This window comes from Myxococcus llanfairpwllgwyngyllgogerychwyrndrobwllllantysiliogogogochensis, from assembly GCF_006636215.1.
In the GTDB taxonomy this organism is placed as follows: domain Bacteria; phylum Myxococcota; class Myxococcia; order Myxococcales; family Myxococcaceae; genus Myxococcus; species Myxococcus llanfairpwllgwyngyllgogerychwyrndrobwllllantysiliogogogochensis.
Genome location: NZ_VIFM01000002.1, coordinates 40,917 through 64,549 on the forward strand (window position 1 = coordinate 40,917; position 23,633 = coordinate 64,549).

The 23,633-nt window shown below is 70.7% G+C and carries 21 protein-coding genes; 7 read left to right on the plus strand and 14 right to left on the minus strand.

The window, feature by feature from the left end; all coding sequences use genetic code 11:
- Positions 1-2,067: an ATP-binding protein gene (locus tag FJV41_RS00650; protein ID WP_141640405.1), complete on the minus strand. Its 2,067-nt coding sequence runs from the start codon at positions 2,065-2,067 to the stop codon at positions 1-3.
- Between the two features lie 278 nt (positions 2,068-2,345).
- Between FJV41_RS00650 and FJV41_RS00655 the strand changes: the two genes are divergently transcribed.
- The gene (locus FJV41_RS00655) at positions 2,346-3,308 is read left to right on the plus strand and encodes an ornithine cyclodeaminase family protein (RefSeq protein WP_141640406.1); all 963 of its coding nucleotides are present in this window, start codon (positions 2,346-2,348) and stop codon (positions 3,306-3,308) included.
- Positions 3,305-4,672 carry an MFS transporter gene (locus FJV41_RS00660; protein ID WP_141640407.1) on the plus strand — a complete coding sequence of 456 codons (1,368 nt, stop codon included), beginning with the start codon at positions 3,305-3,307 and terminating at the stop codon, positions 4,670-4,672. The genes FJV41_RS00655 and FJV41_RS00660 overlap by 4 nt, the downstream gene beginning before the upstream one ends.
- Positions 4,673-4,675: 3 nt before the next feature.
- Here FJV41_RS00660 and FJV41_RS00665 read toward each other — a convergent pair whose 3' ends face one another.
- Positions 4,676-4,918 (minus strand): hypothetical protein, encoded by a 243-nt coding sequence (locus FJV41_RS00665; RefSeq protein ID WP_141640408.1) that lies wholly within the window; start codon positions 4,916-4,918, stop codon positions 4,676-4,678.
- A gap of 311 nt (positions 4,919-5,229) precedes the next feature.
- Between FJV41_RS00665 and FJV41_RS00670 the strand changes: the two genes are divergently transcribed.
- Complete coding sequence (locus FJV41_RS00670) at positions 5,230-7,161, plus strand: glycoside hydrolase family 15 protein (RefSeq protein WP_141640409.1); 1,932 nt, start codon at positions 5,230-5,232, stop codon at positions 7,159-7,161.
- Positions 7,162-7,261: 100 nt separating this feature from the next.
- Positions 7,262-7,555 (plus strand): hypothetical protein, encoded by a 294-nt coding sequence (locus FJV41_RS00675; RefSeq protein ID WP_174453839.1) that lies wholly within the window; start codon positions 7,262-7,264, stop codon positions 7,553-7,555.
- Between the two features lie 43 nt (positions 7,556-7,598).
- On the opposite strand, the gene FJV41_RS00680 is transcribed toward FJV41_RS00675, so the two are convergent.
- Together FJV41_RS00680 and FJV41_RS00685 are read right to left on the minus strand one after the other, a co-directional pair.
- Positions 7,599-8,324 carry a hypothetical protein gene (locus FJV41_RS00680; protein WP_141640411.1) on the minus strand — a complete coding sequence of 242 codons (726 nt, stop codon included), beginning with the start codon at positions 8,322-8,324 and terminating at the stop codon, positions 7,599-7,601.
- A gap of 96 nt (positions 8,325-8,420) precedes the next feature.
- A complete protein-coding gene (locus FJV41_RS00685) occupies positions 8,421-9,347 on the minus strand; it encodes an NmrA/HSCARG family protein (RefSeq protein ID WP_141640412.1) in 927 nt (308 codons plus the stop codon).
- A 197-nt stretch (positions 9,348-9,544) separates the two neighbouring features.
- On the opposite strand from FJV41_RS00685, the gene FJV41_RS00690 reads away from it, so the two are divergent.
- A complete protein-coding gene (locus tag FJV41_RS00690) occupies positions 9,545-10,150 on the plus strand; it encodes a hypothetical protein (RefSeq protein WP_141640413.1) in 606 nt (201 codons plus the stop codon).
- A gap of 14 nt (positions 10,151-10,164) precedes the next feature.
- Here the strand turns inward: FJV41_RS00690 and FJV41_RS00695 are convergent, their stop codons facing one another.
- From FJV41_RS00695 to FJV41_RS00740, 10 genes are all read right to left on the minus strand, one after another.
- Positions 10,165-10,605: a DUF2203 domain-containing protein gene (locus tag FJV41_RS00695; RefSeq protein WP_141640414.1), complete on the minus strand. Its 441-nt coding sequence runs from the start codon at positions 10,603-10,605 to the stop codon at positions 10,165-10,167.
- Positions 10,606-10,669: 64 nt separating this feature from the next.
- Positions 10,670-11,626 carry a hypothetical protein gene (locus FJV41_RS00700; protein ID WP_141640415.1) on the minus strand — a complete coding sequence of 319 codons (957 nt, stop codon included), beginning with the start codon at positions 11,624-11,626 and terminating at the stop codon, positions 10,670-10,672.
- 143 nt (positions 11,627-11,769) lie between these two features.
- Positions 11,770-12,933, minus strand: a complete 1,164-nt coding sequence (locus FJV41_RS00705; protein ID WP_141640416.1) for an alkaline phosphatase PhoX — start codon at positions 12,931-12,933, stop codon at positions 11,770-11,772.
- A 116-nt stretch (positions 12,934-13,049) separates the two neighbouring features.
- Entirely contained in the window at positions 13,050-14,975 is a 1,926-nt protein-coding gene (locus tag FJV41_RS00710) for a beta-propeller domain-containing protein (RefSeq protein ID WP_181790302.1), read from the minus strand.
- Between the two features lie 124 nt (positions 14,976-15,099).
- The gene (locus FJV41_RS00715; protein ID WP_246136919.1) at positions 15,100-15,600 is read right to left on the minus strand and encodes an endonuclease V; all 501 of its coding nucleotides are present in this window, start codon (positions 15,598-15,600) and stop codon (positions 15,100-15,102) included.
- Positions 15,601-15,667: 67 nt separating this feature from the next.
- Positions 15,668-16,954 (minus strand): DUF1444 family protein, encoded by a 1,287-nt coding sequence (locus tag FJV41_RS00720; protein ID WP_141640418.1) that lies wholly within the window; start codon positions 16,952-16,954, stop codon positions 15,668-15,670.
- 21 nt (positions 16,955-16,975) lie between these two features.
- Positions 16,976-17,701 carry a c-type cytochrome gene (locus FJV41_RS00725; RefSeq protein WP_141640419.1) on the minus strand — a complete coding sequence of 242 codons (726 nt, stop codon included), beginning with the start codon at positions 17,699-17,701 and terminating at the stop codon, positions 16,976-16,978.
- Complete coding sequence (locus tag FJV41_RS00730; protein ID WP_141640420.1) at positions 17,698-18,939, minus strand: YncE family protein; 1,242 nt, start codon at positions 18,937-18,939, stop codon at positions 17,698-17,700. The genes FJV41_RS00725 and FJV41_RS00730 overlap by 4 nt, the downstream gene beginning before the upstream one ends.
- Entirely contained in the window at positions 18,936-19,565 is a 630-nt protein-coding gene (locus FJV41_RS00735; protein WP_141640421.1) for a hypothetical protein, read from the minus strand. Before FJV41_RS00735 ends, FJV41_RS00730 begins: the two co-directional genes overlap by 4 nt.
- A 12-nt stretch (positions 19,566-19,577) precedes the next feature.
- Complete coding sequence (locus FJV41_RS00740; RefSeq protein ID WP_141640422.1) at positions 19,578-20,930, minus strand: WD40/YVTN/BNR-like repeat-containing protein; 1,353 nt, start codon at positions 20,928-20,930, stop codon at positions 19,578-19,580.
- A 218-nt stretch (positions 20,931-21,148) separates the two neighbouring features.
- Here FJV41_RS00740 and FJV41_RS00745 point away from each other — a divergent pair, with 218 nt between their 5' ends.
- Together FJV41_RS00745 and FJV41_RS00750 are read left to right on the plus strand one after the other, a co-directional pair.
- Positions 21,149-22,363, plus strand: coding sequence for a cyclic nucleotide-binding domain-containing protein (locus FJV41_RS00745; RefSeq protein WP_141640423.1), 1,215 nt, complete (start codon positions 21,149-21,151; stop codon positions 22,361-22,363).
- 27 nt (positions 22,364-22,390) lie between these two features.
- A complete protein-coding gene (locus tag FJV41_RS00750; protein ID WP_141640424.1) occupies positions 22,391-23,569 on the plus strand; it encodes a cyclic nucleotide-binding domain-containing protein in 1,179 nt (392 codons plus the stop codon).
- Positions 23,570-23,633 lie beyond the last annotated feature (64 nt).

A 23,633-nucleotide genomic window follows, 5' to 3' on the forward strand; every position in this document is an offset into this window, starting at 1 on the left:
CTACACCCGCGCGGGTGGGCTCTTCGCGCGGGGCCAGTACACGCGGAAGGTGGTGCCCTCCTCCTCCGAGGAGCGCACCTCCACGCGGCCGCCGTGCGCGCGGGCAATCTGGTGGACGATGTAGAGGCCCAATCCCAGGCTGCGCTGCTTCTGATACGTGGAGGCCGACTCGGACGTCGCCACCGGCGTCTTGAACGGGTCGAAGATGCGCGGCAGCAGCTCCGCGGGAATGGGCTCGCCGCGGTTGTGGACCTCCAGCACCACGTCGTGGGCCTCTCCACGCACCCGGGTGTGCACCGGCGTGTCGCCGCCTCCGTGCTGAAGTGCATTGGACACCAGGTTCCCCAGCACCTGCGCCACCCGGTCCGGGTCCCAGTCGCCCGACGTGTCTCCCGACGACTCGAACAGGAGCGGACGCCCCGGGTGGCTCACCTGGAGTTCTTCCAGCGTCGCCTGACACACGTCCGCCAGGTCCATCGGCTGGGGTGAGACGGGGATGCCCTCGCCCAGCTTGCTGCGCGCGAAGTCGAGGATGTCCGTAATCATGCGCCCCATGCGCCCGGCGGACTTGCGGATGCGCTCCACCGCGCGGCGCTCCGGTGCCTCCAGCTCCTCCGCTCGCGCCAACTGGAAGGCCGAGGCGCCAATGGCGTTGAGCGGGTTTCGCAGGTCATGTCCCAGGACGGCGAGGAGCTGTTCCCGGAAGTCCACCGCGCGTTGGAGCGAGGCCTCCGTCTGCTTGTGATGGGTGATGTCCACCAGGACGCAGCCCAGGCCCAGCAGCCCCGAGGCCTGGGGCTCGCGCACCGGATAGAAGGTCACCTGCCACATGCGCTTGCCTCGCGGCGGCATCAGCGAGGTCGGCGTGGCGAACTCGAAGGACTGCAGGGGCTCGCCCGTCTCCAGCACGCGCCGCAGCAAGGGCTCCATCAGGTCCGCCACCGCCTTCGGCTGCATCTCCCGCAGCGTCCGGCCCAGGTGCGCCTCGGGCGGGAAGCCGTTGATGTCCGCCAGCGTCTGGTTGATGCGCAGGTAGCGAAGCTCCGGGTCCAGGAAGGCCATGCCCAGGGGCGAGGCCGCCAGCAGCGCGTCGAGCAGCGCCAGCGAGCGCTGGGCCTCCACCCGCGCATCCCGCTCCATGTCCTGGAGCCGGGCTTGGAGGATGTACGCGGCGGCGCGCTGACACATGGTGCGAAACAGCAACAGGTCCGCGTCGGAGAAGCCAAAAGACGTACGCGAGCCCAGGTACGCCACGCCCAAAAGCCGCGTTCCTTCCACCAGGGGCACGCCGTAGACGGCGCGCAGCCCCACGTCGCGCAGCACCGTCAGCACGACGCGCGAGTCCGTGGAGGCCGAGCGCAGTGTCATGGGCTGGCGTGTCGCGGCGACCTCGCCGACGAAGCCCTCGCCCAGCGCCAGCGAGCTGCCCAGGGCCTTGTCTCCGCCCAGCCCCACCGCGGCGCGCACCACCAGGCGGTCCGCCTCCAACATCAACACCCCCGCCGAGTCCACGGTAAGGGTCGACTCCATCACCACGTTGAGCAGGCGCACGAGGAGCGTGTCCACCGCGGGGCCGTCCAGCGTGGCCTGTGCCATGCGGTCCAGCGCCTGGAGGCTGCGCTGTCGCTCCTCCGCGAAGCGCTGCACCGTCCGCACCACCGTCCGGTCCAGGGCGCCTTCCAGTCGCTCCAGCTCCCCGGGCTCGAGGGGCCGGGCCTGGGCCTCCAGCCTCCGGAGGATGCACTTGCGAAGGAGCGCGTACTCGGCCACCACCTCGCCCAAATCGAAGCCCTGGTCCAGTCTCACCACCGCGTGCTCGTCCGCCAGCGCGGTGTCGGGGCCCTGTTCGCCCTGGTCGAGCGCGTCCGCCAGCGACACGAGCAGCCCCGGCATGTGGTCCAGCAACCAGGAGGGCTTTTCGCGCAAGCCGGCGTGGAGCGCGTGCATCGCATGCTCCCACTCCGACAAGAGGGCCTCTCGATTCGCGCGCAGGAAGTCCGACGCCCTGAGCGGTGTTTCCCGCTCGGGCTCGCCGTGCTCCGTGGAGCGTGTTTCCGGCTCCAGCATCACCGACCTCCTGAGGCCCCGCCCCCTCGCGCCGCCCTGACTTGAATCTGGGCACCTGGGCAGTTGTATGTATGTCCGGCCCCTCCGTTTGGCGGGAGTCGCGCGTGCGAGGGCCACCCCGAGCCCTCGTCATCCGAGGAGCCCGCGTGGCGCCCGCCGGAGTCGTCCGTCGCTCCCCGCTGGACGAGGTCTTCGTCCGTCCACCGGCAATCGGTTGACCCCGAAGGACGACGTCGGGGGCTGTCGGAGTGCACGCGCTCGGTTAGGGTGAGTGGCAGATGCGCACCCTCCTGCTGACCCGCTCCGATGTGTCTCGCAATCTCCAGGCGCTCACCCTGCTGGAGGATTTGCGAGAGTCCTTCCGCACCGACGCCCTGGCACGCACCGTGGCTCCCCAGCGCGTGCGCGCGTCGCTGCACGCCGAAGGCACCGTGATGGCGCTCCTCCCCGGCTGTCTGCCCGGCATCCCCGCGTACACGGTGAAGGTGCACGCGAAGTTCCCTTCGAGCACGCCGGCCATCCAGGGCGTGCTGCACCTGAATGACCTGGCCACCGGCGAGCTGCTCGCGGTGATGGACTCCGGACACCTGACGGCGGTGCGCACGGGGGTGATGGGCGCGTTGGCGGCGGACGTGCTGGCGCGGCCGGACGCGAGCCGGGTGGCCATCATTGGCGCGGGCGCGCAGGCGGTGATGCAACTCAAGTCGCTGCGCCTGGTGCGCTCGCTGTCCCACGTGCGGGTCTACGACACGGACCCCACGCGCTCCTTCGCCTTCGCCACGCGGATGTACAAGGAGCTGAACCTGCCGGTGCGGCCCGAGGACTCCGTGGCGGACGCGGTGGCGGACGCGGACATCGTCATCGCTGCGACGTGGAGCCGGCAGCCCTTCCTCCACCCCGGCATGGTGCGACCGGGCACGCACGTCACCACGCTGGGCGCGGACGAGCCGGGCAAGGCGGAGGTCTCCGCGGAGCTGCTTCGACAGGCGCGCTTCATCTGCGACCACCGGGGCCTGTCCGTCGCCAGTGGGGCCGTGGGCAACGTGGGGCTGGGCGAGGACGCCATCCACGCGGAGCTGGGCGAGGTGATTGCCGGGCTGAAACCCGGCAGGACGTCTCCAGCGGAGGTGACGGTGTTCGGCGCGATGGGGCTGCCCTTCCAGGACCTGGCGGCCGCGTGGCACGTGTATCAAGCCGCGCGGGGTGATGACGCCATCCAGGGCATGGACTTCAGCGCATGAGGGTCTGGGACTCGCTCATGTCGCGGCTGGGTCTCACGCGGCCGGAGCTGCGCGCGTGGGCGATGTACGACTGGGCGAACTCCGCCTACGTCACCACCGTCATCGCGGTGGTGTTTCCCATCTACTACGCCTCCGTCGCGTCGAAGGGGCTGGAGCGCGAGGTGGCCACGGGCCGCTTCGCCGCCGTCACGGCCGTGGCGCTGGGCACGGTGGCGGTGTTGTCGCCCGTCCTCGGCGCGCTGAGCGACAGGGCGGGCCGACTCAAGGCGCTCCTGGGTGGCTTCCTCGCCTTGGGGTTGCTGGCCACGGTGGGGTTGGCCGGCGTGGGGCCCGGTGACTGGGCCTGGGCGCTGGTGTGCTTCGGTCTGGGCAACGTGGGGGTGACGGGCAGCATCGTCTTCTCCGACGCGTTGCTGCGACACATCGCCAGGGACGAGGAGCTGGACCGGGTGTCCACCGCGGGCTACGCGCTGGGCTATCTGGGGGGCGGGCTGCTGTTGGCCGCGCAGCTCGTGTTGCTGGTGAAGCCCGGCTGGTTCGGGCTGCCGGACGCGGCGGCGGCCTCGCGCGTGTCCTTCGTGACGGTGGCGCTGTGGTGGGGCGCGTTCTCGGTGCCGCTGTTCCTGCGCGTCCCCGAGCCTCGGCCCCCGAGCGGCGCGCCCCTGCCCCGGCTGTCGCTCACCGGCGTCTTCTCGCAGCTCGCGGAGACGCTGCGGGCGCTGCGGCAATACCGGCAGGCCCTGCTGCTGCTGGTGGCGTATCTGCTCTACAGCGATGGCATTGGCACCATCATCCGGCTGTCCACGCTGTATGGGACGGAGCTGGGCATTGGCCAGGGTGCGTTGATGGGGGCGCTCCTGATGACGCAGGCGGTGGGCGTGCCCTGCGCGGTGTTGTTCGGCAAGGCGGCGTCGCGGGTAGGCTCGAAGCCGGCGCTGATGTTCGCGCTGGCGGTGTACGTGGTGGTGACGTTCCTGGGCTACTTCATGAGCTCGCCCGTGCACTTCTTCGCGCTGGCGCTGCTGGTGGGCATGGTGCAGGGCGGGAGCCAGGCGCTGAGCCGCTCGCTGTTCGCGCAGATGATTCCGCGTCACCGCGCCGCGGAGATGTTCGGCCTGTTCAGCGTCTTCGAGAAGGTGACGGCGGTGGCGGGCCCGCTGGTGTTCGCGGCCACGGTGGAGCTGACGGGCTCCAGTCGCCTGGCGGTGCTGTCGCTGCTCGGCTTCTTCGGCGCGGGCGCGGCGGTGCTGTGGCGCGTGGACGTGGAGGCAGGCAAGCGCGCCGCGCGCGAGGACGACGCCCGCGCGGGGTGGAATGATGCTCCGCTGACGACCGCCGCTCCCGGGGCCGCGCGCGCGGACTAGCGCTCAGTGCTCGACGGGGGGCACCTCTCGGGGGGCGGAGAAGAGGCTGTCGCGTCCATGGCGCAGCACCACTTCTCCGTGGAGGACCTCTGTCACATCGTCGAAGGACACCGCGAAGTCATGGCGGCGCAGCAGGCCCTTCTCCACGATGAGCTCCTTTTCCGTGATGTCGATGATGCGGCCGATGGTGTGGCCATCATTGCCGCGGACCTTCATTCCCTTCTGAATCTCGGCTCGGCTGAACATGGGAGCTCCCTGGGGGCGTGGGAGAAGCCCCTCGTGGCCAAGCTGGAGAGGGACCTCGCCGGGTGCAACGCCCGCACGGTGAGACGGCCCCTCGGAGGCTTTGCGGGAGACGGCTACCCCCGCGACTCGGCGCCCGGGCGTGCGGGTGATGTTTCAGTCGACAGGGATGTTTCATAGGAGGCAGGCGACCGACGCGGTGAGTCCGGGAATGGGCTGAAGCCTGGTTGCACCCGCGCCCGCGCGTCCCCATCGGTGTGAGGAGGTCTGTCTCCAGGACTGAAACAAGCGAGCCTTCCGGGAAGGAAGCGTGGATGCGACGCATCGCCGACTATGCCCTCCTGGGTGACTGTCATTCCGCGGCGCTGGTGGGACGGGACGGCTCCATCGACTGGGCCTGCTTCCCGCGCTTCGACGCGCCCGCTGTCTTCTGCCGCATCCTGGACGCGCGGCGGGGCGGCAGCTTCGGCGTGTCACCCGAGGGCCCCTTCACCGCCACGCGCGCCTACGTGGAGGACACCAACGTCCTGGCCACCACCTTCACCACGTCGCGTGGCGTGCTGGAGGTGGTGGACTGCATGCCGGTGTCGCCCGGGGCGTCGGGCGGAACGAGCGTGAGCACGCGTCACGCGCTGTTGCGGCGCGTGCGGTGTCTCGACGGCGAGGTCCGGGTGCGCGCGGTGGTGGCCCCGCGCTTCGAGTATGGCGCCTTCGTCCCTCGCGTGCGGCTGACGTCATGGCGCACCGCGGAGGTCGTCGGCGGCGCGGACGCGCTGTGGATTGCCGCCACGCATCCGCTCATGGCCCATGAGTCCGCCCTGCGCGCCCGCTGGACGCTGCGCGCGGGAGACGAGGCGTGGATTGAAGCCGCGTGGACGCCGTCCTTCGTCGAGCGGGTTCCCACGGACGCGCCGGGCCCCGCAGACTTCCGTCGCCGCCTGGAGGACACGCTCACCTTCTGGCGGACGTGGATTGGCCGCTGCGAATACACGGGCGAGCACGCGAGGGCGGTGCGGCGCTCGGCGCTCACGCTGAAGGCCCTGACGTACGCGCCCACCGGGGCGCTCGTGGCCGCGCCCACCACTTCGCTGCCCGAGGAACTCGGGGGCTCGCGCAACTGGGACTATCGCTTCACCTGGTTGCGGGATGCGTCGCTGACGCTCATCTCGCTCCTGGTGCTGGGCTACCGCGAAGAGGCGGATGCCTTCCGGTACTGGCTGCGGCGCACCAGCGCGGGGCGCGCGGAGGACGTGCAAATCATGTACGGCATCCAGGGCCATCGCCTGATGCCCGAGGTGGAGCTGAGCCACCTGTCCGGACACGCGGGCTCGCGCCCGGTGCGCATCGGCAATGGCGCGGTGAAGCAGCTCCAGCTCGACGTGCCGGGAGAATTGCTGGAGGCGACGTGGCTGTATGCGCGCGCGGGCGGGCCGGTGACGCCGAGCAACTGGGCCTTCCTCTCCGGACTCGTGGAAGAGGTGTGCCGACGCTGGCGACTGCCGGACCAGGGGCTGTGGGAGATGCGGGACGCGCCTCGACACTTCATCCACTCGAAGCTCTTGTGCTGGGTGGCGCTGGACAGGGGGTTGCGACTGGCGCGGGAGCGAGGACTGCCGGTGCCGCTGGTGCGCTGGGCTCGGGAGCGCGAGGCCTTGCGTCGCTACCTGATGGAGTGCGCGGCGGACGGCTGGTTTCCGCAGTCGCGGGGCTCGGACGTGGCGGATGCTTCCACGCTGCTGGTGCCGGCCCTGGGCTTCCTTCCCCTGGCGCATCCGCTGGTGCGCGGCACGGTGCGGCGAGTGCGCGAGCGGCTGGAGTCCGGTGGCCTGCTGTACCGCTACCTCGCGCCGGACGGACTGTCGGGCGGAGAGGGCGCCTTCCTGCTGTGCTCCTTCTGGTTGGTGGATGTGCTGGCCCATGAGGGACGGCGGGAGGACGCGGAGGTGCTGCTGTCGCGGCTCTTGGGACTGGCCAACGACGTGGGGCTGTACGCGGAGGAGGCCGTCCCGCTCACCGGCGAGGCGCTGGGAAACTTCCCCCAGGCCTTCACGCACATGGCGCTGGTGTCTTCCTGCGCGCAGCTCTCCGCGGTCCATGCGCTGGAGCAGCGGCGCCCGCCCGAGCAACCTCGGGACTTCGCGGCCGTGGCCCTGGAGCACCTCCTGGAGTCCCGGGGCAGGCTGGGGCGGGAGGCCGCCGCGGCGTTGCCCTGGCCGCTCGAGCCAGACGCGGTGGCCACCCACTGAAGAGGGCGCTTGTCCGGACGCCCGCATGGCATCCGAGCGGAGAGGTCAGGCCCGTGGTCGCTCGCCGGAGCGTGTCCATCTTCGCCCTGGGGAGGTGCGCATGGTCGTCGGCTTCATGGCATCGCGAACGGGGCGTTGGCTGCGAATCGTGACGGGCTCCTGTCTGGTGCTGGGCGGGTTGCGTACCGGGACGGCCCGGGGCGCCGCGGTGGCCCTGCTGGGCCTGGGACCCCTGGTCGCCGCATCACTGGACCTGGTGTTGCTGGGGCCCCTCTTCGGGCTTCCCATGCGCGGCTCGGACATCCGCCGCGAGCTGGGCGTCACGGGAGAGGCCTCGCTGCTCAACGGCCACCGGCGCGCGTCCTCGCGCTGCGTCTCGATGACGCTCCACTGACGATCGGCCCGCGCGCCGTCACGGTGACGGCGCGTGGGGGCGCTCAGCTCTTTCCCACCCGGAAGGGGATGTCGAGCGTCCCCAACGACTCGCCGCTGTTCGCGTCCACGGGCCGCGCCTGGAGCATGACGCCGTTCTCCCGGCCGGTGACGACCTGGAAGTAGATGAAGCCCTGCACGGTGCCGCCGTCCGCCAGCGTGCCCTCGGGCAGGGCCTTCTGGAGCATGTCCCGCGTGGGCAGGGGCTCCTCGCATTGATACGTCGTGTAGGGCCCCGGGTAGTACGGGCCATAATATGGGTAGAAGGGACTGCCCCACGCGCCTCGCGGTCCGTAGCTCCAGCTGCCGGTGCGCCATGCGGGCCCCGCGCCGATGTACACCGCGCCGCTCCCCGAGCCTCCCGTGCCCTCCAGTGTCCCCTCCACCGACGAGGACGACGCCACCGGCTGTCGCAGGGTGAAGGGTGGCAGCGCGGAGTAGCTGAAGCGCGACTCCGTGCCGACGAGCGAGAAGTCCTCGTAGCGGATGCGCAGCGTCCTGCCGCTCTGGTTCTCCAGTCGTACGTAGACGGGCGTGAGGGCGCGCTCCAGGTTGGAGGGGCTGCCCTTCCACGCGGCGCCATCCGCCACCAAGGTCACCCCCGAGGACTCCGCGACGGCGGTGTCCTTGTCTCCCTGGAGGACCTGGGCCTCCATCGAGGGTTTCAGATTCGATTCAGTGACACAGCCTGCCGCCAGCAACATCGCGGCGACGGGCACGAGCGAGCGCATGAGATGCCTCCTTCTGTTCGAAGGTAGGCAGCGGCAAGGCACGCCGAGCACGCGTGAGCGGCGCCACCCCGGCGCGTCGCCAGGGGGCGCGGGGCCTCACTGTTCGGCAGGCGGGGTGACCTCGGCGGCGGCGTGCGGCCAGGCGGGCGAGGTGAGCGCGCTCCAGTCCTGACGCCGCGCCCAGTCCTCGAAGGTGTGCCAGCGCAGGTCCGGATAGCTGTGGCGCAGCGTGAGGATGTCCGCGTGGTAGCCCACCCGGTCCAACCACTCGTACATGGCGGCCAGGTCCTCGCTGCGCTCGCGGATGAAGTCCAGCGGGAGCTGCTCGAAGTGGATGCGATGGCCACTCACCATCGACAGGAGGCCCGCCGCCTGCTGGCCCGTCACCTCGTCCGACGCCACGTCGATGCGCTGGTCCGCGTGGCGCTCCGCGTCCTCCATCACCCGCGTCGCGAAGGCGGCCAGGTCGTCCGTCGTCACCATCTGCAACCCGCGTGAGGGGGGCAGCCCGAAGGCGAGCACTCCCGCCCTCAGTCCCTCCTCGAACATGGGGCTGGTGAAGTTCTCCATGAAGAACGTGGGCCCCAGGATGGTGAAGGGCAGGCCACTGCGGCGCACGTGCAGCTCCACCCGGTGCTTGCTGTCGAAGTGGGGGATGCCCGTCAGCCGGTCCGCTCCCGCCACCGACGCGTAGACCAGGTGCTTCACCTCGGCGAGCCGCGCGGCGTCCACCTGGTTCATGCCGTGGCGTATCTCCGCCTCGACACCTGATTCGAAGGGCGTGGCCATGGCGTAGAACGCATCCACGCCGCTGGCGGCCCGGGCGAGCGTGTCCACGTCGTCGAAGTCGCCCACGGACAGCTCGGCACCCAGGGACTCCAGCGCGCGCGCGGAAGGGGAGTTGGATTGGCGGACATAGGCCACGACGCGGTGTCCCCGGTGAAGGAGGTAGCGCGCCACGGCGCCGCCCTGCCGACCGGTGGCGCCTGTGACGAGCACGGAAAGGGAGTGAGCCCTGGGCATGTGTGAACCTCACGACAGACAGGTCTGCTGGATGTCGGGAAGTTGGGGACGATGGGTGGGTCTGGCGAGCGTGGGAAAGGAGCCGCCCGTGCCCACGGCCGGGCCCGCCGGGCAGGGGGGCAGGCGGGCCCTGGACGTATCCGCCGTGAAGTCCTCGCCCCGTGTGCCCCTCGCGCGTGCCATGTTCCCGCTCGCCCATGAGCAAGCGAGACAAACCGCAGGACTCCGAGCTGGTCGAGGCCGCCCGCTCCCTGGACGAGGGACTGGAGCGATTCGAGGCCCTGGCCCAACAACTCCAGGACGCGCCCCTCCAGGCGGAGAAACACCTGGAGCGAGCCTCCGCCACCTTGAAGGCCCTGGCCGACATGGACGAGCAGTTGCGGGCCCGGGTCAGCGCCCTGGTGGGCGCCATCTCCCAGGTGCGTGACAGGCAGCAGGCCCAGGCCGAGGCCGTGCACGTGCGCGCGCAGGAACTCCAGGCGCGCACCGAGACCTTCAAGGACCTGCTGGTGCGCTACGGCGGCCTGGGGCAGAGCGCGGCGGAGCTCAACGTGCGGATGCAGGAGTTCGCCACGCAGCGCCAGAACGCGAAGACGCCGGAGGAGCAGGCCGCGCTGGCCGTGACGTTCCAGTCCCTGCAGGACCGCATGTCCGAGGTGGCGGACGAGGCCCAGTCGTTGAGCCAGGCCGCGGAGCAGAGCGAGTTCAACGACATCGCGCGGCAGGCGGACTCCCTGCGTCAGCAGTTGCTGGCCGCGCGCAACAAGATGACGTTGCTCCAGAAGAGCTTCAACGGCGGCTGAGCCGAGGGTGTGGCTCAACTGAGGTACGTGGGGGCGAACTCGTCCGGACTGTCGATGGGACGTCGCCCCGAGAAGCCGTCGTACATGCCATGCCAGTGCGAGACGGCGGCCTCTCCGATGCGCCAGCACAGGTACACCGGTTCGTCACCGCGGTGGGCTCGGAAGTCGACGAGCCCCTGCGCGCCTTTGATTTCCAGGCCCATCTCGTGGAAGTGGTGCAGCTCGGTGCGGACCCTCTCCAGCAGGGCATCGCGCTCCTCGCGCAGCGCCTCCTGATTGGACAGGGCCTTGCCCTCGGGGGTGCCCAGCGTCTCCACGAGCTGTTGCACGCGCTCCACCCACGGGCGGATGTGCTCGAAGGTGCGGCTCAGCAGGGGCACCAGTCGGTTGGCTTCGTCGACGCTGAAGTAGCGCATGGCCGTGGAGCATGCAGGGGTCTGCCTCGCCGCCGCCATCGCTCGTTTTCCGGAGCGCGGACAACCGCACGGAGTCGGCGGGCGTGTGGAGACGTGTCGACGCTCAGCCGCGCAGCAGGGAGGTGTGGTTGTCCTGCAGCCAGCGTTGGGCGGTGTCTCGCAGCGGGAAGGTGTCTTCTCGCTGGAGGAATGCGGGCGAGTGGCCTGGGGTGCAGCGTCCCTCGGCGTCGAGGCTGGAGCCGCCCTCTTCGTGGAGGTCGGCGTGCAGCATCGAATGGAAGACGAGGTAGTCCACGACGAAGGCGGGGACGTGGGGGCGGTCCAGGGCGGGGTGGATGCGGATTTCCCGCAGCCGTGCGTCGTAGCCGCCCAGGTGGATGGTGCGCCGGCGACCCTTGGAGGGGCGTCGCGCCCAGCCGATGTCCACGCGCACGCGGCCGTCGAACCAGTCCGCGTTGAGGCGTGACTGCACGGCGCGCAGGTCGTAGCAGCGGCCCCGGGTGCGCAGGGCCTTTCCGGGCCGACGCTCGCGGCGCACGAGTCCCTGGCGTTCGCGGGCGTAGGCTTCCAGCAGTTCACCGGCGCTCGCGTCGGACCGGATGGCATAGCGGGCGATGGCGCGCACCACGTCGTCGGGGGCTTCGAGGAAGAGGTGGTGCACGCGCAGCCGCAGGCCCTGGGCGACGCGGCGGAAGCTGACCAGCGTGGCGCGGTTGTCGGTGAGTCGAAGGTGGACCGGCGCGCCCAGCTCCACGGCCAGGCGGCGCGCGAGGCTCGCGGCCTGGAGCAGCGCTTCTTCACGCTCGGGCAGGCGGCGCTCGGGGGTGGGCTCGTCGTGCTCGGAGAAGAGCGGGGCGGTGGTCGCCTCGACATCCTCGGCGAAGCGAGGCGCGGGAGCGGGCTCGTCGCGAACGGGAAGTGCCGCCGCGCGCCGTTGCTCCTCGCGACCTGAGCGCGCGGTGGAGGCTGGCTCCTGCGCGCGGCCGGGCTGGGGCGTCGACGCGGGCCGTTCGGTCCGCACCGTGTCGAACAGCCCGAGCTGTGAGGGGGGAACTCCCATCGCTACCGGAAGGTATGCCTCCAGAGGGGGCGGTTTCCAGAGGAACGCTCGTCCGCCCGGTCACCATCCGACACGCGGGCTCTGAAGGAGGGCTGTCCGATCACGTCTGACGAGCCGTCTTGGGGGCTTGCTGCCACGGTCCCCTAGCCACGGGCGCGGAAGGGGCCCTTCACTTCGTACGTCACCCCGCGCCTGTCCGAGCCGCGCTGGGAGCTGAAGTAGAGCCGCTTGCCATCCGGGCTGAACGCCGCGCCCGCGAGCTCCGAACCCGCGTGCCCCATCACCTGGAGGAACGGCGTCACCTTCCGGTCCGGCGTGAGCAGGCACATCTGCAAGTCATCCCCGTCCTCGCAGATGAACAACTCCCGCGCCCGCGAGACGGTGACGTTGTCCACGCCGCGCAGGGGCGCGCTCGGATACGTGGCCGCGTCGTACAGCACCTCCAGCCGGCCCGTCAGCGGCGTGAGCGCCCACACGCGGTTGTCGTGCTTCGTGGTGAAGTACACCACGCCGCCGTCGTACCAGCAGCCCTCACCACCCGGGAACGCGGTGGTCTCCCTCCCCGCCGCCTGCATCGCTGCCGGAGCCTGGGGCGACACGGGCACCCACTGCACCTTCACTCCCGTGCGAGGGTCTCCCATCACGCGAGCCGCCTCCAACGTGCCCTCCTCGAGCGAGGGCCACTTCGCCGAAGTGAAGCGGTAGAGCCGCCCCGTGGGCGTGTCCTCCGTGAGGTACAGCCGCCGGCCAATCGGGTCCACCGCCACCGCCTCGTGCGTGAACGCCCCCAACGCGGGCCGCGCGACGCCCTGTCCCGGTCGTGAAGGCTCACACTCCCAGACGAGCCCCCTCGGGTGTTCCTCGCAGGACAGCCAGGTCCCCCAGGGCGTGGGGCCTCCCGCGCAGTTGACGTGGGTGCCGGAGAGGATGCGCCAGGCGCCCGTGACGTTGCCCTTCGCGTCGAAGCGCACCGAGGACACACCGCCATCCGGTGTCGTCTCGCTGTTGCACGCATAAATCCAACCGCCGTCCGGCTGGGCGAAGCAGGCGCCCCCATCCGGGGCCATGTGCCACGCGTAATCCGTGCCCGGCACCACGTCACCGCTGCGAGCGATGACGCGCGAAGTGAAGCCGCGCGGCAGCCGAAGCCCCTGGGCATCCGGGCTGTCCGCCAGCGGCCCGTAGGGGCCCGCGCCGACGCTCGGTGTGGCTGGCGCGGCGTACACGTTGCGCCAGAAGCCGAGGCTCCCCAGGGCGAGCGTGCTGCCCCCCAGGGCGGAGAATCGCAGGAAGTGACGGCGGTGCATGGCCCGCGTTGTCTCGCAGGTCCCGCCCCAGGGGAAGCGCTTCGGAGTCACGCTCCGGTGGGCACCGCGCCCGAGTCGTCCCGCGCGGTGCCTCCCTCCACCCCAGGCAGCCGGGCTCAGCGGCCCGGTTGCAGGTAGCTCACGCGGAAGGACTCCTCCACGGCGCGCTCGGTGAGGTGGGCCTCCACCAGCTCGTAGCCCATCAACGCGAAGATGCGCTCCCGGTAGAAGATGGGGCGCGCATTGCCGTACCAGTCCGTGCACGACTTCGTGCACGCGTCGTCGCCCGTCTCCACCGAAGCGCCCAGCGAGCCCAGCGTCGTCAGCTCCAACTCCGGGTCCACCCGCACGAAGGACACCTCCGCGGAGCCGTAGCGCAGCGAACTCCAGGCCCCACCCTGGAACCGCAGCGGGAGCCCCATCACCCCGCCCCCCGAGCCGTCCGGCTTGAAGAAGAAGCCATGGCTGCGAGACTCGCCCTGCTCGGCGCCGGGGCGCAGCAGCGTGCCTTTCAGCTCGGGCCCGCCTTCCCCGAGCGCCACGGTGGTGAGTCGCAGGCCCAGCGTGTTCTCACCCACCACCAGCGCGCTGCCCTCGCCCAGCGGCTCCAGGCGCGTCACCGTGTGGCCCAGGGACAAGCGATGGACATCCCAGGGCGCGCGCACGTCCGTCACCCAGACCGCGCGCTCGCCCGGAGTGGCGCTGTCGTCGTACGCCTCGCCCGAGCCCCACAGCACGTGGTTGCCCACGAAGCGATTCTGGAGCGTGCCCTCCTGGGGGCCGGGGAGCGTGGTGAAGTCCTCGGGGCGAAGGCTGGTCAGCTCCGGGGAGAACGCGTCCAGCGGCGCGCGCAGCAGCGCGAAGCGGCCGTCGCCCGGGGTCAGCTCGGGGCCCCACATCGAATCGCCCTTGCCCGTGGCCACGAGCAGCGCATCCAGGTGTCCATCCTCGTTCTGCCGGAAGGAGAACTGGTCCACCGGGCCGCCGCGCGCGCGCAGGGCTCCGGGCTCGCCTCCGTCCAATGGCAGCCGGTACACCACGGAGTCCCGAGGTGTCTTCGCGTCGCGCGTCTCGCCCTCCACCGTCCACGACTCGTAGCCCGGGTTGACCCAGAGATACACCGCGTCGCGCGACACGTAGAAGGTCCGCGCCGGCGGCCCCATCAGCGCGTTGCCCGTGCAGGTGAAGTCCCGCGCGTCCAGGTCACAGCGCACCACCATGTGCAGAATGGGCCACAGCGTCGTCTGCACGGGCTTGAAGACGTCGCTCCGCGAGAGCATGGGTCGCCAGGGCGTCCTGTCGTTGTCTCTCATCCAGCTCTGCACGGACGGCATCATCATCCGTTCGCTGCCCCACCACGCCAGGGGGTACGGCATGTAGAAGACGAGGGTGCCGCCCACCAGCCGGCTCGCGTAGTTGCGGCTGGAGTAGTAGTCGCCGGCGTTCAGGAAGTGCGTGCCCTCGTGGGTGAGCACTCCGGCGTCATCCAGGCGAAACAGGCCAATCTCCGTGGCGCTCAGCGTGGAGCTGTAGCCCACGACGATGACGCGACGGCCATACACGAGCATCTCGTCATACCAGGTGCCGAAGGTGAATCCCGGCGCATGGGCGTCCACCTGACCCACCGCCTCCAGCGCACCCTCCGTCTGTCGCACGGTGAAGAGCCGGCCCCGGCGCAGCACCACGAACCAGTCACCCACGGCCTTGACGATGTCTCCCTCGTCGACGCCGGCCTCCTGGTTGTTGGTGATGGAGGGCTCCCCCGACCCGGGCGTCTGCGTGGGGGGCTCCATGTCGGAGCCTGTGCCGCCACAGCCGACGACAGGGCCGCCGCCCGTCGACAGGCTGTTTCGAATCGCCTCGAGCTGCTTCACGTGGTTGTCGAACGTCTGCTCCGACTCGAAGCGCTCCAGCCGCGTGAAGGTGATGGAGGCGACTTCCTCGCGGGTGAGGTCCCGGCGCTCCGGAGGGCAGGCCGAGACGACGAGGACGAGCAGCAGGCCCGTGACGAGGTGATGTCGTTGAAGGCGGGGTGGACGCATGGGGTCCAGTCCCAGAGCAAGGCGCATACCAGGGGTGTGGGCTCCTTCCTCCGAGGGAAGCAGCCCCCGCAAGGCGGTCTGGATGGCGCGTAAGCGCGACGCGCGTGTCAGGGGTGAAGCGGGCTCACGACTCGCGGCACAGCCGGTCCACGCGGCCCAGCAGGGTGGGCAGCCGGGAGGGGCCGTGCATGCGCTGGACGAACTCGGCGGCGGTGGGGGAGCCCAGGCCCACGGCGCTGACGAAGAGGGGCCGCTGGCTCTGGCCGCGCAGCACGGGCAGGGCGACGTCGCTGGAGTGGAAGGACGTCTTGGCCACGCCGATGACGGGCACCGCGCGGCCGAGTGCCTCGTACAGGTGCGCGCCCAGGCCCGGCTTGTCCTGTCCCAGCCAGACGTAGCCGTCGACGACGATGGCCTCCAGCGGCTCCGGCACCAGGGCGAGCACGCGCAGCAGATGAGGCAGCTCGCGGCGGTAGAACTGGCCGGGCTCATAGGCCGCCGCGGGAGGGCCCCGGTCCACGTGGTGCGCGGCCTCCGAGGCATCGGCCCAGTCGCGAAACACGACGCACGCGGCCACGGTGACGTCATCGCGGTAGTCCACATCCACGCAGGCGAGCATCATCATCTCCTCGGGAGCACGGCCCCCGGCGGACGCGGAGGCGTTCGGTCGGCTGACGTCGCGCGAAAGGGCCTCAGTCGTCCGCGTACGCCGCCAGGTCCACCTGGGCGGCGCGCAGTTCGTTGAGTACCGCGTTCGAAGGCCACGCGATGGTGCGGTAGCGCGGCGGCCACAGCTCCGGCATGAACGAGAGGTATCTGGAGGCGATCCGCTCCACGTCGGGGTAGGCGACCATGAAGAAGTCCTCCTCGCCCGCCTGGATGGCCACCACGTCCGTCACCGGCAGCAGCGTGTCCACGTCCTTGCTCCAACTGGACCAGCTGATGGGCCGGTTGTCCTGCTCGCGGACCAGGACGCCGAAGCTGGCGACGAACACGTCCACGTCTTCCGCCGCGTGCTGGGCCTCCAGCAACTGCTTCTGGGTGGCGTATTCGCCCATCGCGAGGCGCAGGTGGCCCCGGCGCACCAACTGCGCGAACTCGTCGTTGCCGGCGAGCCGGTAGGGCACCACGTGCCCGGCGTCGTCCACGGTGTAGAGCGCGGGGGAGATGCCGCGAGTGCTGGCTTCGTGCTCGCGCTCGGCGAGCGTGCACAGTCGCTTGAGCAGGGCCGGGTCCCCGTCACCCGCGATGACGAGCGTGGAGCGCGTGGGGATGATGGCGATGGGGCGGCCATTCACGCGGGGGGTGAAGGACGCGAGGAAGCCCGGGTGCAGCAGGCGAGAGGCCTCATAGGTGTCATTGGAGTCCACGGACCACAGCGGGCTCGGATTCTCTTCTTGGAGCTCCACTCCGGACGCGTGGATGCGGTCCAGGTTGGCGAAGGCCGCCTTGAAGGCCTTCGCCTCGGAGACGCCCCACTCCTTCAGGTGGTCGTGCTGCACGTACATGGTGGCGTCGGGCAGGTCCAACACCAGCAGCTCTCGCAGGAAGGGGATGGTGCGGCGCTCCACCATGGGGCGCGGGCGGGACTCTCCCGGTGGCGCCATCAGGCCGAACGTCGCCGAGCGCACCACGGGCAGCAGCCTCTTCCGCGCCTCCTTCCACGAGAGCTTGTCCCTGCTCTCCCCGGCGAAGGCCGACAGGAAGCGGCCGATTTGCTGGGCGCGCTCGTCGGGAGACACCTCGCGCGTCTCCGCGAAGAGGTTGTCCAGGTACATCTGGACGGCTTCCCCGTTCTTCAAGAACCGCAGGCCGTAGTCATCCGGCAGCCGCGTCACTTCCGTCACCGTGGGGACGGCCTTCAGCGCCGCCTCCATCTCGCGCCACAGGTACTCGCGCGGGCTCACCGTCTCGGGCGGGCTCGCGGATGACTCCGAGCCCGCCTTCTCCAGACCGAAAAGCTTCTTCCAGAAACCCATGCGGGCTTCCTTACTACAGCACTACAGCCCCAGGTACGTGAGCAGTGCTCCCATATCCGCGTCTGAGAGGGATTCCAGGCTGTACGCGGGCATGTTGCCGCCAATGTGGAAGAACTGGCCGTGTCTCACCTTCTCGATGACGACGAGTGAGTGAGGAATCCCTGGAAAGAGTTCATCGTAGTCATGTGTCACCTCCGGGAGGATGGAGGCCATCTCCGTCAGCCGCCCCTCGCCGGTGTGAAGCGCGCCGTGACACTCCTGACACGCGGCTTGATACACCACCTGTCCGCGCTCCAGGCTACCGCGAGGGACCTCCTGGATGTCCTTCACCACCGTGTAGGGCAGCGCGGGGGCCTGGGCATCCGGGCTGATGCTCACCAGATACTCATACAGCGCGCGGCTCTGCGGAGAGTCCTCGGGCAGCTTCTGCACGCCGCGCATGAAGCTGACGTAGCAGAAGTTCACCGCGTCCAGCAGGTTCGTCTCGTAGCCGCCCCACCAGTGGGGGCGCGAGGCCACGTTGTAGAGCGTGTAGCCGGAATCCATCCGCCCGTTCAGCGGCGTGGGTGTCGTCGCGTGGCACGTCGCGCAGGAGAAGTCGTTGAACTGGCTCTCCGAGAAGCGCGCGTCGCGGAACAGCAACTCTCCGTACTCCGCCGCGTTCACCGGCTTCGCATCGTCACCGCATGCCGACGCGAGGGTGACGAGCGCCACGAAGGGCAGCACCTTCCAGGCCGTGTGGCTCATGGCTGCCCCCGCAGGATGCTCACCGAGTCGGGAAAGATGCCGACCCGCACCGTGTTCACGACAGTGCCCTGCGCCAGATTCACCGAGTGCAGCGTTCCAGGACGCACGTGGTCTCCCTCGCAGACGACCAGCGCGTGGCTTTCGTCCGGGGTCAGCTTCGCCTGGTGTGCGTTGAGACAGCCCGCGGGCGCCAGGTCCACCTCGCGACGGATGAAGCCCGTGGCCGCGTCGATGATGGCCAGGGCCTCCACGCCTTGATACGGCATGTACAGCGTCGCCCCGTCCGCGCTGATGTCACCGAACATCGGCGAGCCCGCGAGGCGAATCGTCCGGGCCGCGTTCATGGCGTGCGTACGCGCCTCGAGCACCTGCACCTCGCGGCTGCTCATCGAGCTGACGAAGACATCCCCCGTGGTGGGCGACATCGTCAGCGCGTAGGGCTGGTGCCGGGGCGCCGTGGCGGTGCCCGCGTTGTTGGCCACCTTCACGCGAGGGGCCTCCGTGGTGGGCGCGGAGAGGTCGACGATGGCCACCTCGTCCGACCAGCAGGCGATGTAGGCCGTGCGCTCGTCGGCGGACAGTCGGATGGCGTGCGGCGCGGGGCACACGTCCACCATGGCTTTGCGAGTCATCGTCTTCGCGTCGATGATGGCCAGCCGCGCGTACATCTCCTTTTCGATGCCGCCGCGACGCGCCACCTCCGCGATTTTCAGCGTGTCGAAGTGCGTCTGGTACAGCGTGTTCCCGTCCTTGCTGACGATGACGTCGCCGGGGTTGGGGTCCACGCGCACCGAGCCCACCAGCCGGTTGTCGCGCGCGTCCAGCTTCAGGCAGTAGCCATCATCCGCGCCGCTGCCGTGCGCGCCGTGAGGACCGGAGCCTCCGCCCGGCACGTAGTTGGAGATGCCGACGTAGTAGTGGCTCCCATCCGGCGACACGGCGGTGTGGTGCGGCCCTTCCAGCTCCACCGGGTTGAGCCCCACCGGCACGCGCGCCAGCTCGCGCCAGCCCGGGGTCGTCGCGCCCTCCAGCTCCAGCAGGCTCAGCGTGTCGTCCAGGCTGTTGGTGATGATGACGCGTCCACCGGGCCCGGGAGGCGGCACGCCCGTGCCCGTCACCCACGGCTCCGGATGCGCATACTCGAGGCCTTCGGGTGGCTTCACTCCGTCGAAGGGACTCGAGTCGTCGCTGCAGGCCGCGAAGGCGAGCCCCAGCGCGCAGACCCACGCGTGCCTCATGGTGCCTCCTGGATGCGGATGGTGACGGGCTGGGCCAGACGGTAGGGGCCCTCGGTGATGCGGTTCTGGAGCAGGTACGCGCTCACCACCTGGACGGAGAGGTCCTGTCCCGCGCTCGCCTTGAGCGTGTCCCAGGTCGCGGCGTCGAGCTGCCACTCCAGGTTCGACGTGAGCATCTCCACCGGGCACTCGCGCCCGGGCACGGTGACTTGCACCCAGTGGATGTCGCCGGTGAAGGGCGGCAGGTGCGCATGGGCGGTGGGCAGCACCCACTCGCCGACGCGCGCGAGCATGGAGCGGGCCGTGTCGAAGGGGCTCGCGGGGGACACGGGCCGGGGCAGCGCGCTGGCCAGGGACGAGGCCCACGTCCACTTCGGCGGCGCGTCGTTGACGGAGTACGTGGTGCCCGTCGTGGGCAGCGCGAGCTGCGCGGCCTCCGTGCTGTCCGCGGGCTGGTCCTTCGCGTCGACGAGGGAGCGCCACGCCTCGTCGGTGGCGTCACCGCCGTAGAGGGGCTCGCCGCACTTCGACTCAGGCTCCCCGTCGTCGCCACAGGCCGTGGCCGTCAGGGAGAGCAGGGCGACCAGGGAGGAGGTCCAGAGCGGCTTTCGCGAAAGGGGCTTCATGAGGGGACCTGTTCAGTTCTGGCGCCGCCGACCACGGCGCAGCAGGGTGAGGGTGGAGAGCAACAGCAGGACGGGCACCATGTTCCCACCCATGGCCCCGCATCCGCCCGAGCCCTTGGGGGTAGGCAATGGTTTGGGAGTGGAGCCCGCGTCCTCGGGGGTGCCGGCATCCTCGGGAGTGCCCGCGTCCCCGGGAGTGCCCGCGTCCTCGTCGGGCTCCCCGGGGGGCCCTTCCGGGTAGAGCGGCGCGCCGAGTTGCTCCGCGAGCTGCGGCCACTGGCTGGGGCACAAGTCTCGCACGGGAGTGCCCTTCGGGCAGTGGTGCGTGCCCTGGATTTCGTAGAGGCCGAACAGGGGCTGCCAGGTGTCGCCCTCGTCGGTGCTGCGCGCCAGCGCCCAGTCGTGCAGCCAGGTGGAGCCGCAGCCGTAGAGCGTCTGCCCGTCGCGCAGCACGCACGCGTTGCCCGTGGGCAGCGACAACATCTGCAGCGGGCCGGTGGAGGGGCCCCGGAAGAAGTGGTTGAGGGTGCCCACCCACGCCGTCTTCCCGTCGGCGGACAGCTCCATGTTGATGAAGACGTCGTTGATGGTGGAGACGATGTTCAGCGTCTGGCCCGCGTCGTCGCTGCGCAGCAGGTACGTGGCGCCCTGGGCGGACACGCGCGCCCACAGCACGTCCGGCGATGTGGGGTCCGCCGTCTCCACGAGCAGGTCATACGGCAGCATCAGCTCCGGCAGCGGGTGGGCCACCTCGGTCCAGGTCTCGCCCGCGTCATCGCTGCGAAAGAGCAGCAGCTGGTTCTCCGCGTTCTTGCCGCTCACGTAGAGGCGCTGGGGGTTGGCCGGGGACACGCGCACCGCGTTGAGCACCAGGCCCAGGCGCATGAGCGGCGAGGGGGCCCACGTCTCACCTCCGTCGTAGGAGCGATAGACACCGTTGGGCCTGCCGTGGCGGGAGGTGACGACGTAGAGGATGCGGTCGTCGGTGGGATGCGCGGCCAGCCCCGCCACCCAGGTCTCCTTGAAGTAGGGGTGGGTGTTCCAAACGCAGCCGCCGTCGGGCGAGCGCAAGAGCGCGCTGCCGGTAGCCGCCACGATGTCGCCCGCCTCGCGCCACAGGTAGGCGTTGGGGCTCCATCCGCCGTAGCCCATGGCCGTCGGGCATATCCACCTGAAGGTCTTCCCGCTGTCGCGCGAAATCACCGCGCCGAACGTCGCGCCCAGGAAGAAATCCTCCGGGTGACCTCGGCGGAGGGTGACGTTGGAGGTCTCCGGCAGGCCCGCGTGCGCTCGCGCCGTCCCTCCGACACCCAGGACCCACAGGGTGACGAACAGGCTCCAGCGGCGCATGTGGCGAGTCGTCATGATTCGGGCTCCAGGGGGTATGGGGGCCGGCCCATCCCGGACGATAACGCCTGGATGGCCGACATATAGCGGCGGGCTTTGGATGGACGGGTGTGGCGCTTCGCCACATGCGCGGAGTCCTGCATCCACCACTTCCACGCCGTCGGTGCGGGGGGCTCGCCTCCTGGCGGCCGGTCTGCTACGGACGCGGGAGACTGAGTCGCAGGGGGGAGCACGACATGGCGGGGGCCGCGAAGGTGTCCGACCTCATTCTGGACGAGGGCGCCAAGGGATGGAGTGTGCCCGTGGGAGGCCCGGGCCGTGCGGTGTGGGAGGCGCTGATGCAGGCAGCGGTGGATGTGGCGGTGCGGGCCTACGAGGACCTGTCGCCGGTGCAACGTGAGCGGGTGCTGGAGGAGTCCGGGAACGTGCCTGCCCAGGCGCGCTCGGCCCTGGTGGACGTGCTGCGGCGCGCCCGGGACTTCGCGGGCGCGGCCCGTCTCCTGGAAGCCCAGGGCGCGGACGCGCAGGCCGCGGCGCTGCACGAGCAGGCGGGCGCGTTGATGCTGGCGGCCGAGGCGTGGCTGCGCGCGGGAGAGCGGGCGCGCGCGGCGGCGGCCTTCGAGAGCGCGGGTGCGCTGGAGCGGGCCCTGGAGCTGTACCGCGCGCTCGACGCGCGCGAGTCCATGGCCCAGTGCCTCACCCGACTGCAGCGTCCGCTGGAGGCCGCGGAGCTGTACCACGCGCTGGGCTACGCGCACGCGGAGCTGGAGGCGCTGCGCGGCGTGCCGCCCGAGCATCCTCGACGGCGCGAGGCGGTGCTGCGCATGTGCGCGCTGCTCGACGAGCAGGGTGAATCCTGGCGCGCCCTGGTGCTGCTGGCGGATGCGCGGCAGGAGTCCGCGGACGCGCGCGCGGACGAGGTGCTCCAGGCGGAGCACCTGCGCCTCTTGCGTCACCTGGGCCTGGGGGACGGCACGTCCTCGTCCCACGAGTCCGCGCCCGTCACGGAGCGGGCGAGCGCCGCGCCCGACGGGTACGAGTACCTCAAGGCCATCCCCATCTTCGGCGAGCTGGCGCTGGAGGACCTGAAGGACTTGTTCCGCATGGCGCAGCAGGTGGCCATCCCCGAGGACACCACGGTGCTGGAGAAGGGCGCGCGGGGCACGGGACTCCTGGTGCTGCTGGAGGGCACGGTGGACGTGTCCAGTGGTCCGGGCCTGGACGCTCGGCGGCTCAACACGCTGGGGCCGGGCGCGTGGCTGGGGGAAATCAGCCTCATCCTGGATGGTCCCACGTCCGCGCACGTGCGCTCACGCTCGGCCGTCCGGGCGCTGAGGGTGACTCGCGCGGACTTCCAGCACTACCTGGCCACGCACGAGGCCGCGGCGCTGCGCATCTACCGGCTGTTCACCCACAACCTGGCGGAGCGGGTGCGCGCGCTGAGCGCCTAGGACCCGGGGTGGCGGTAGGATGGCGGGATGGCGGACATGCGTGGCGTGGGGAAGGCGCGGGCCGTGGAACTCGCGAGCCAGGGGAAGCTGGAGGAGGCGCTGGGGGAATACCAGGGCCTCTTGAAGTCCTCCCCTGACGACGCGGACGTGCGCCAGCGGGTGGCGGAGTTGCTGGAGTGGCTGGGCCGGACGGCCGACGCCGCGGCGGCCCACGAGACGGCGGCGCTGGCGTGGGCGAAGGTGGAGGAGCCCCTGCGCGCGGTGGCCGCGTGTGTCGCCCTGTCCCGGCTGGGTGCGTCCGACGCCGCGAAGCTGCGGTGCGCGCGGGCGCTGGCCGAGCGCTTCGCCCATTGTCCGGGGGTTGTCGCGGAGCGCCCCGTGCCGCTGTTCTCCCGGTTGAGCCGCGAGGACTTCGTGGCGCTGGTGGGCGTGCTGGAGGTGCGCGCCTTCTTCCCGGGCCAGGCGGTGGTGGAGGAGGGCGCGGCGGGCGCGTCCATGTTCGCGCTGGTGGAGGGCCGCGCGGAGGTGGTGCGCGCGCTGGAGGACGGTGCGCGCGGCGTGGTGGGCACGGTGGTGCCCGGGGACTTCTTCGGAGAGCTGGCGCTGGTGTCCGAGGGGCCCAGGCTGGCCAGCGTGGTGGCCACCGAGCGCGCCGTGTTGCTGGAGTTGACGCGCGCGAGCCTGACGGCGGTGGCCGTGCGTCACCCGGGCGTGGGCGAGGTGCTGGAGGACTTCTACCGACGGCGACTGGTGGACAACCTGCTGCGCAGCAATCCGCTGCTCAGTCGGCTCACGGCGGAGCAGAAGGCGGCGCTCTCCCACGACTTCATGCTGCGCGCGGTGGCGCCCGACGAGGTGCTGCTGGCGCAGGGCCAGCCGGGGGATGCCTTCTACGTGTTGCTGCGGGGCCGGTGCACGCCGTGGCTGGAGCAGCCGGGTGGGCGGCGCATGCCGCTCACGGAGCTGAGAGAGGGGGATGTGTTTGGTGAAATCTCCCTGCTCTTGGACAAGCCGGTGTCCGCGACGGTGCGCGCGGATGTGAAGGGCGTGGTGTTGCGGCTGCCGCGCGCCGCCTTCGAGAAGCACCTGCTCAGCCAGCCCGGCATGAAGGGGCTGCTCATGCGCATGGGCACGGAGCGGCTGCAGAACTCCGCGCGCGTGCTGGCCTCCGGCCGCGTGCTGCACGACGGGGATTTGCGCGTCTGAGCCGGGCCGTGGTGCGTGCCCTGGAAATGACAACGCCCGGGCCCCCATGAGGGAGACCCGGGCG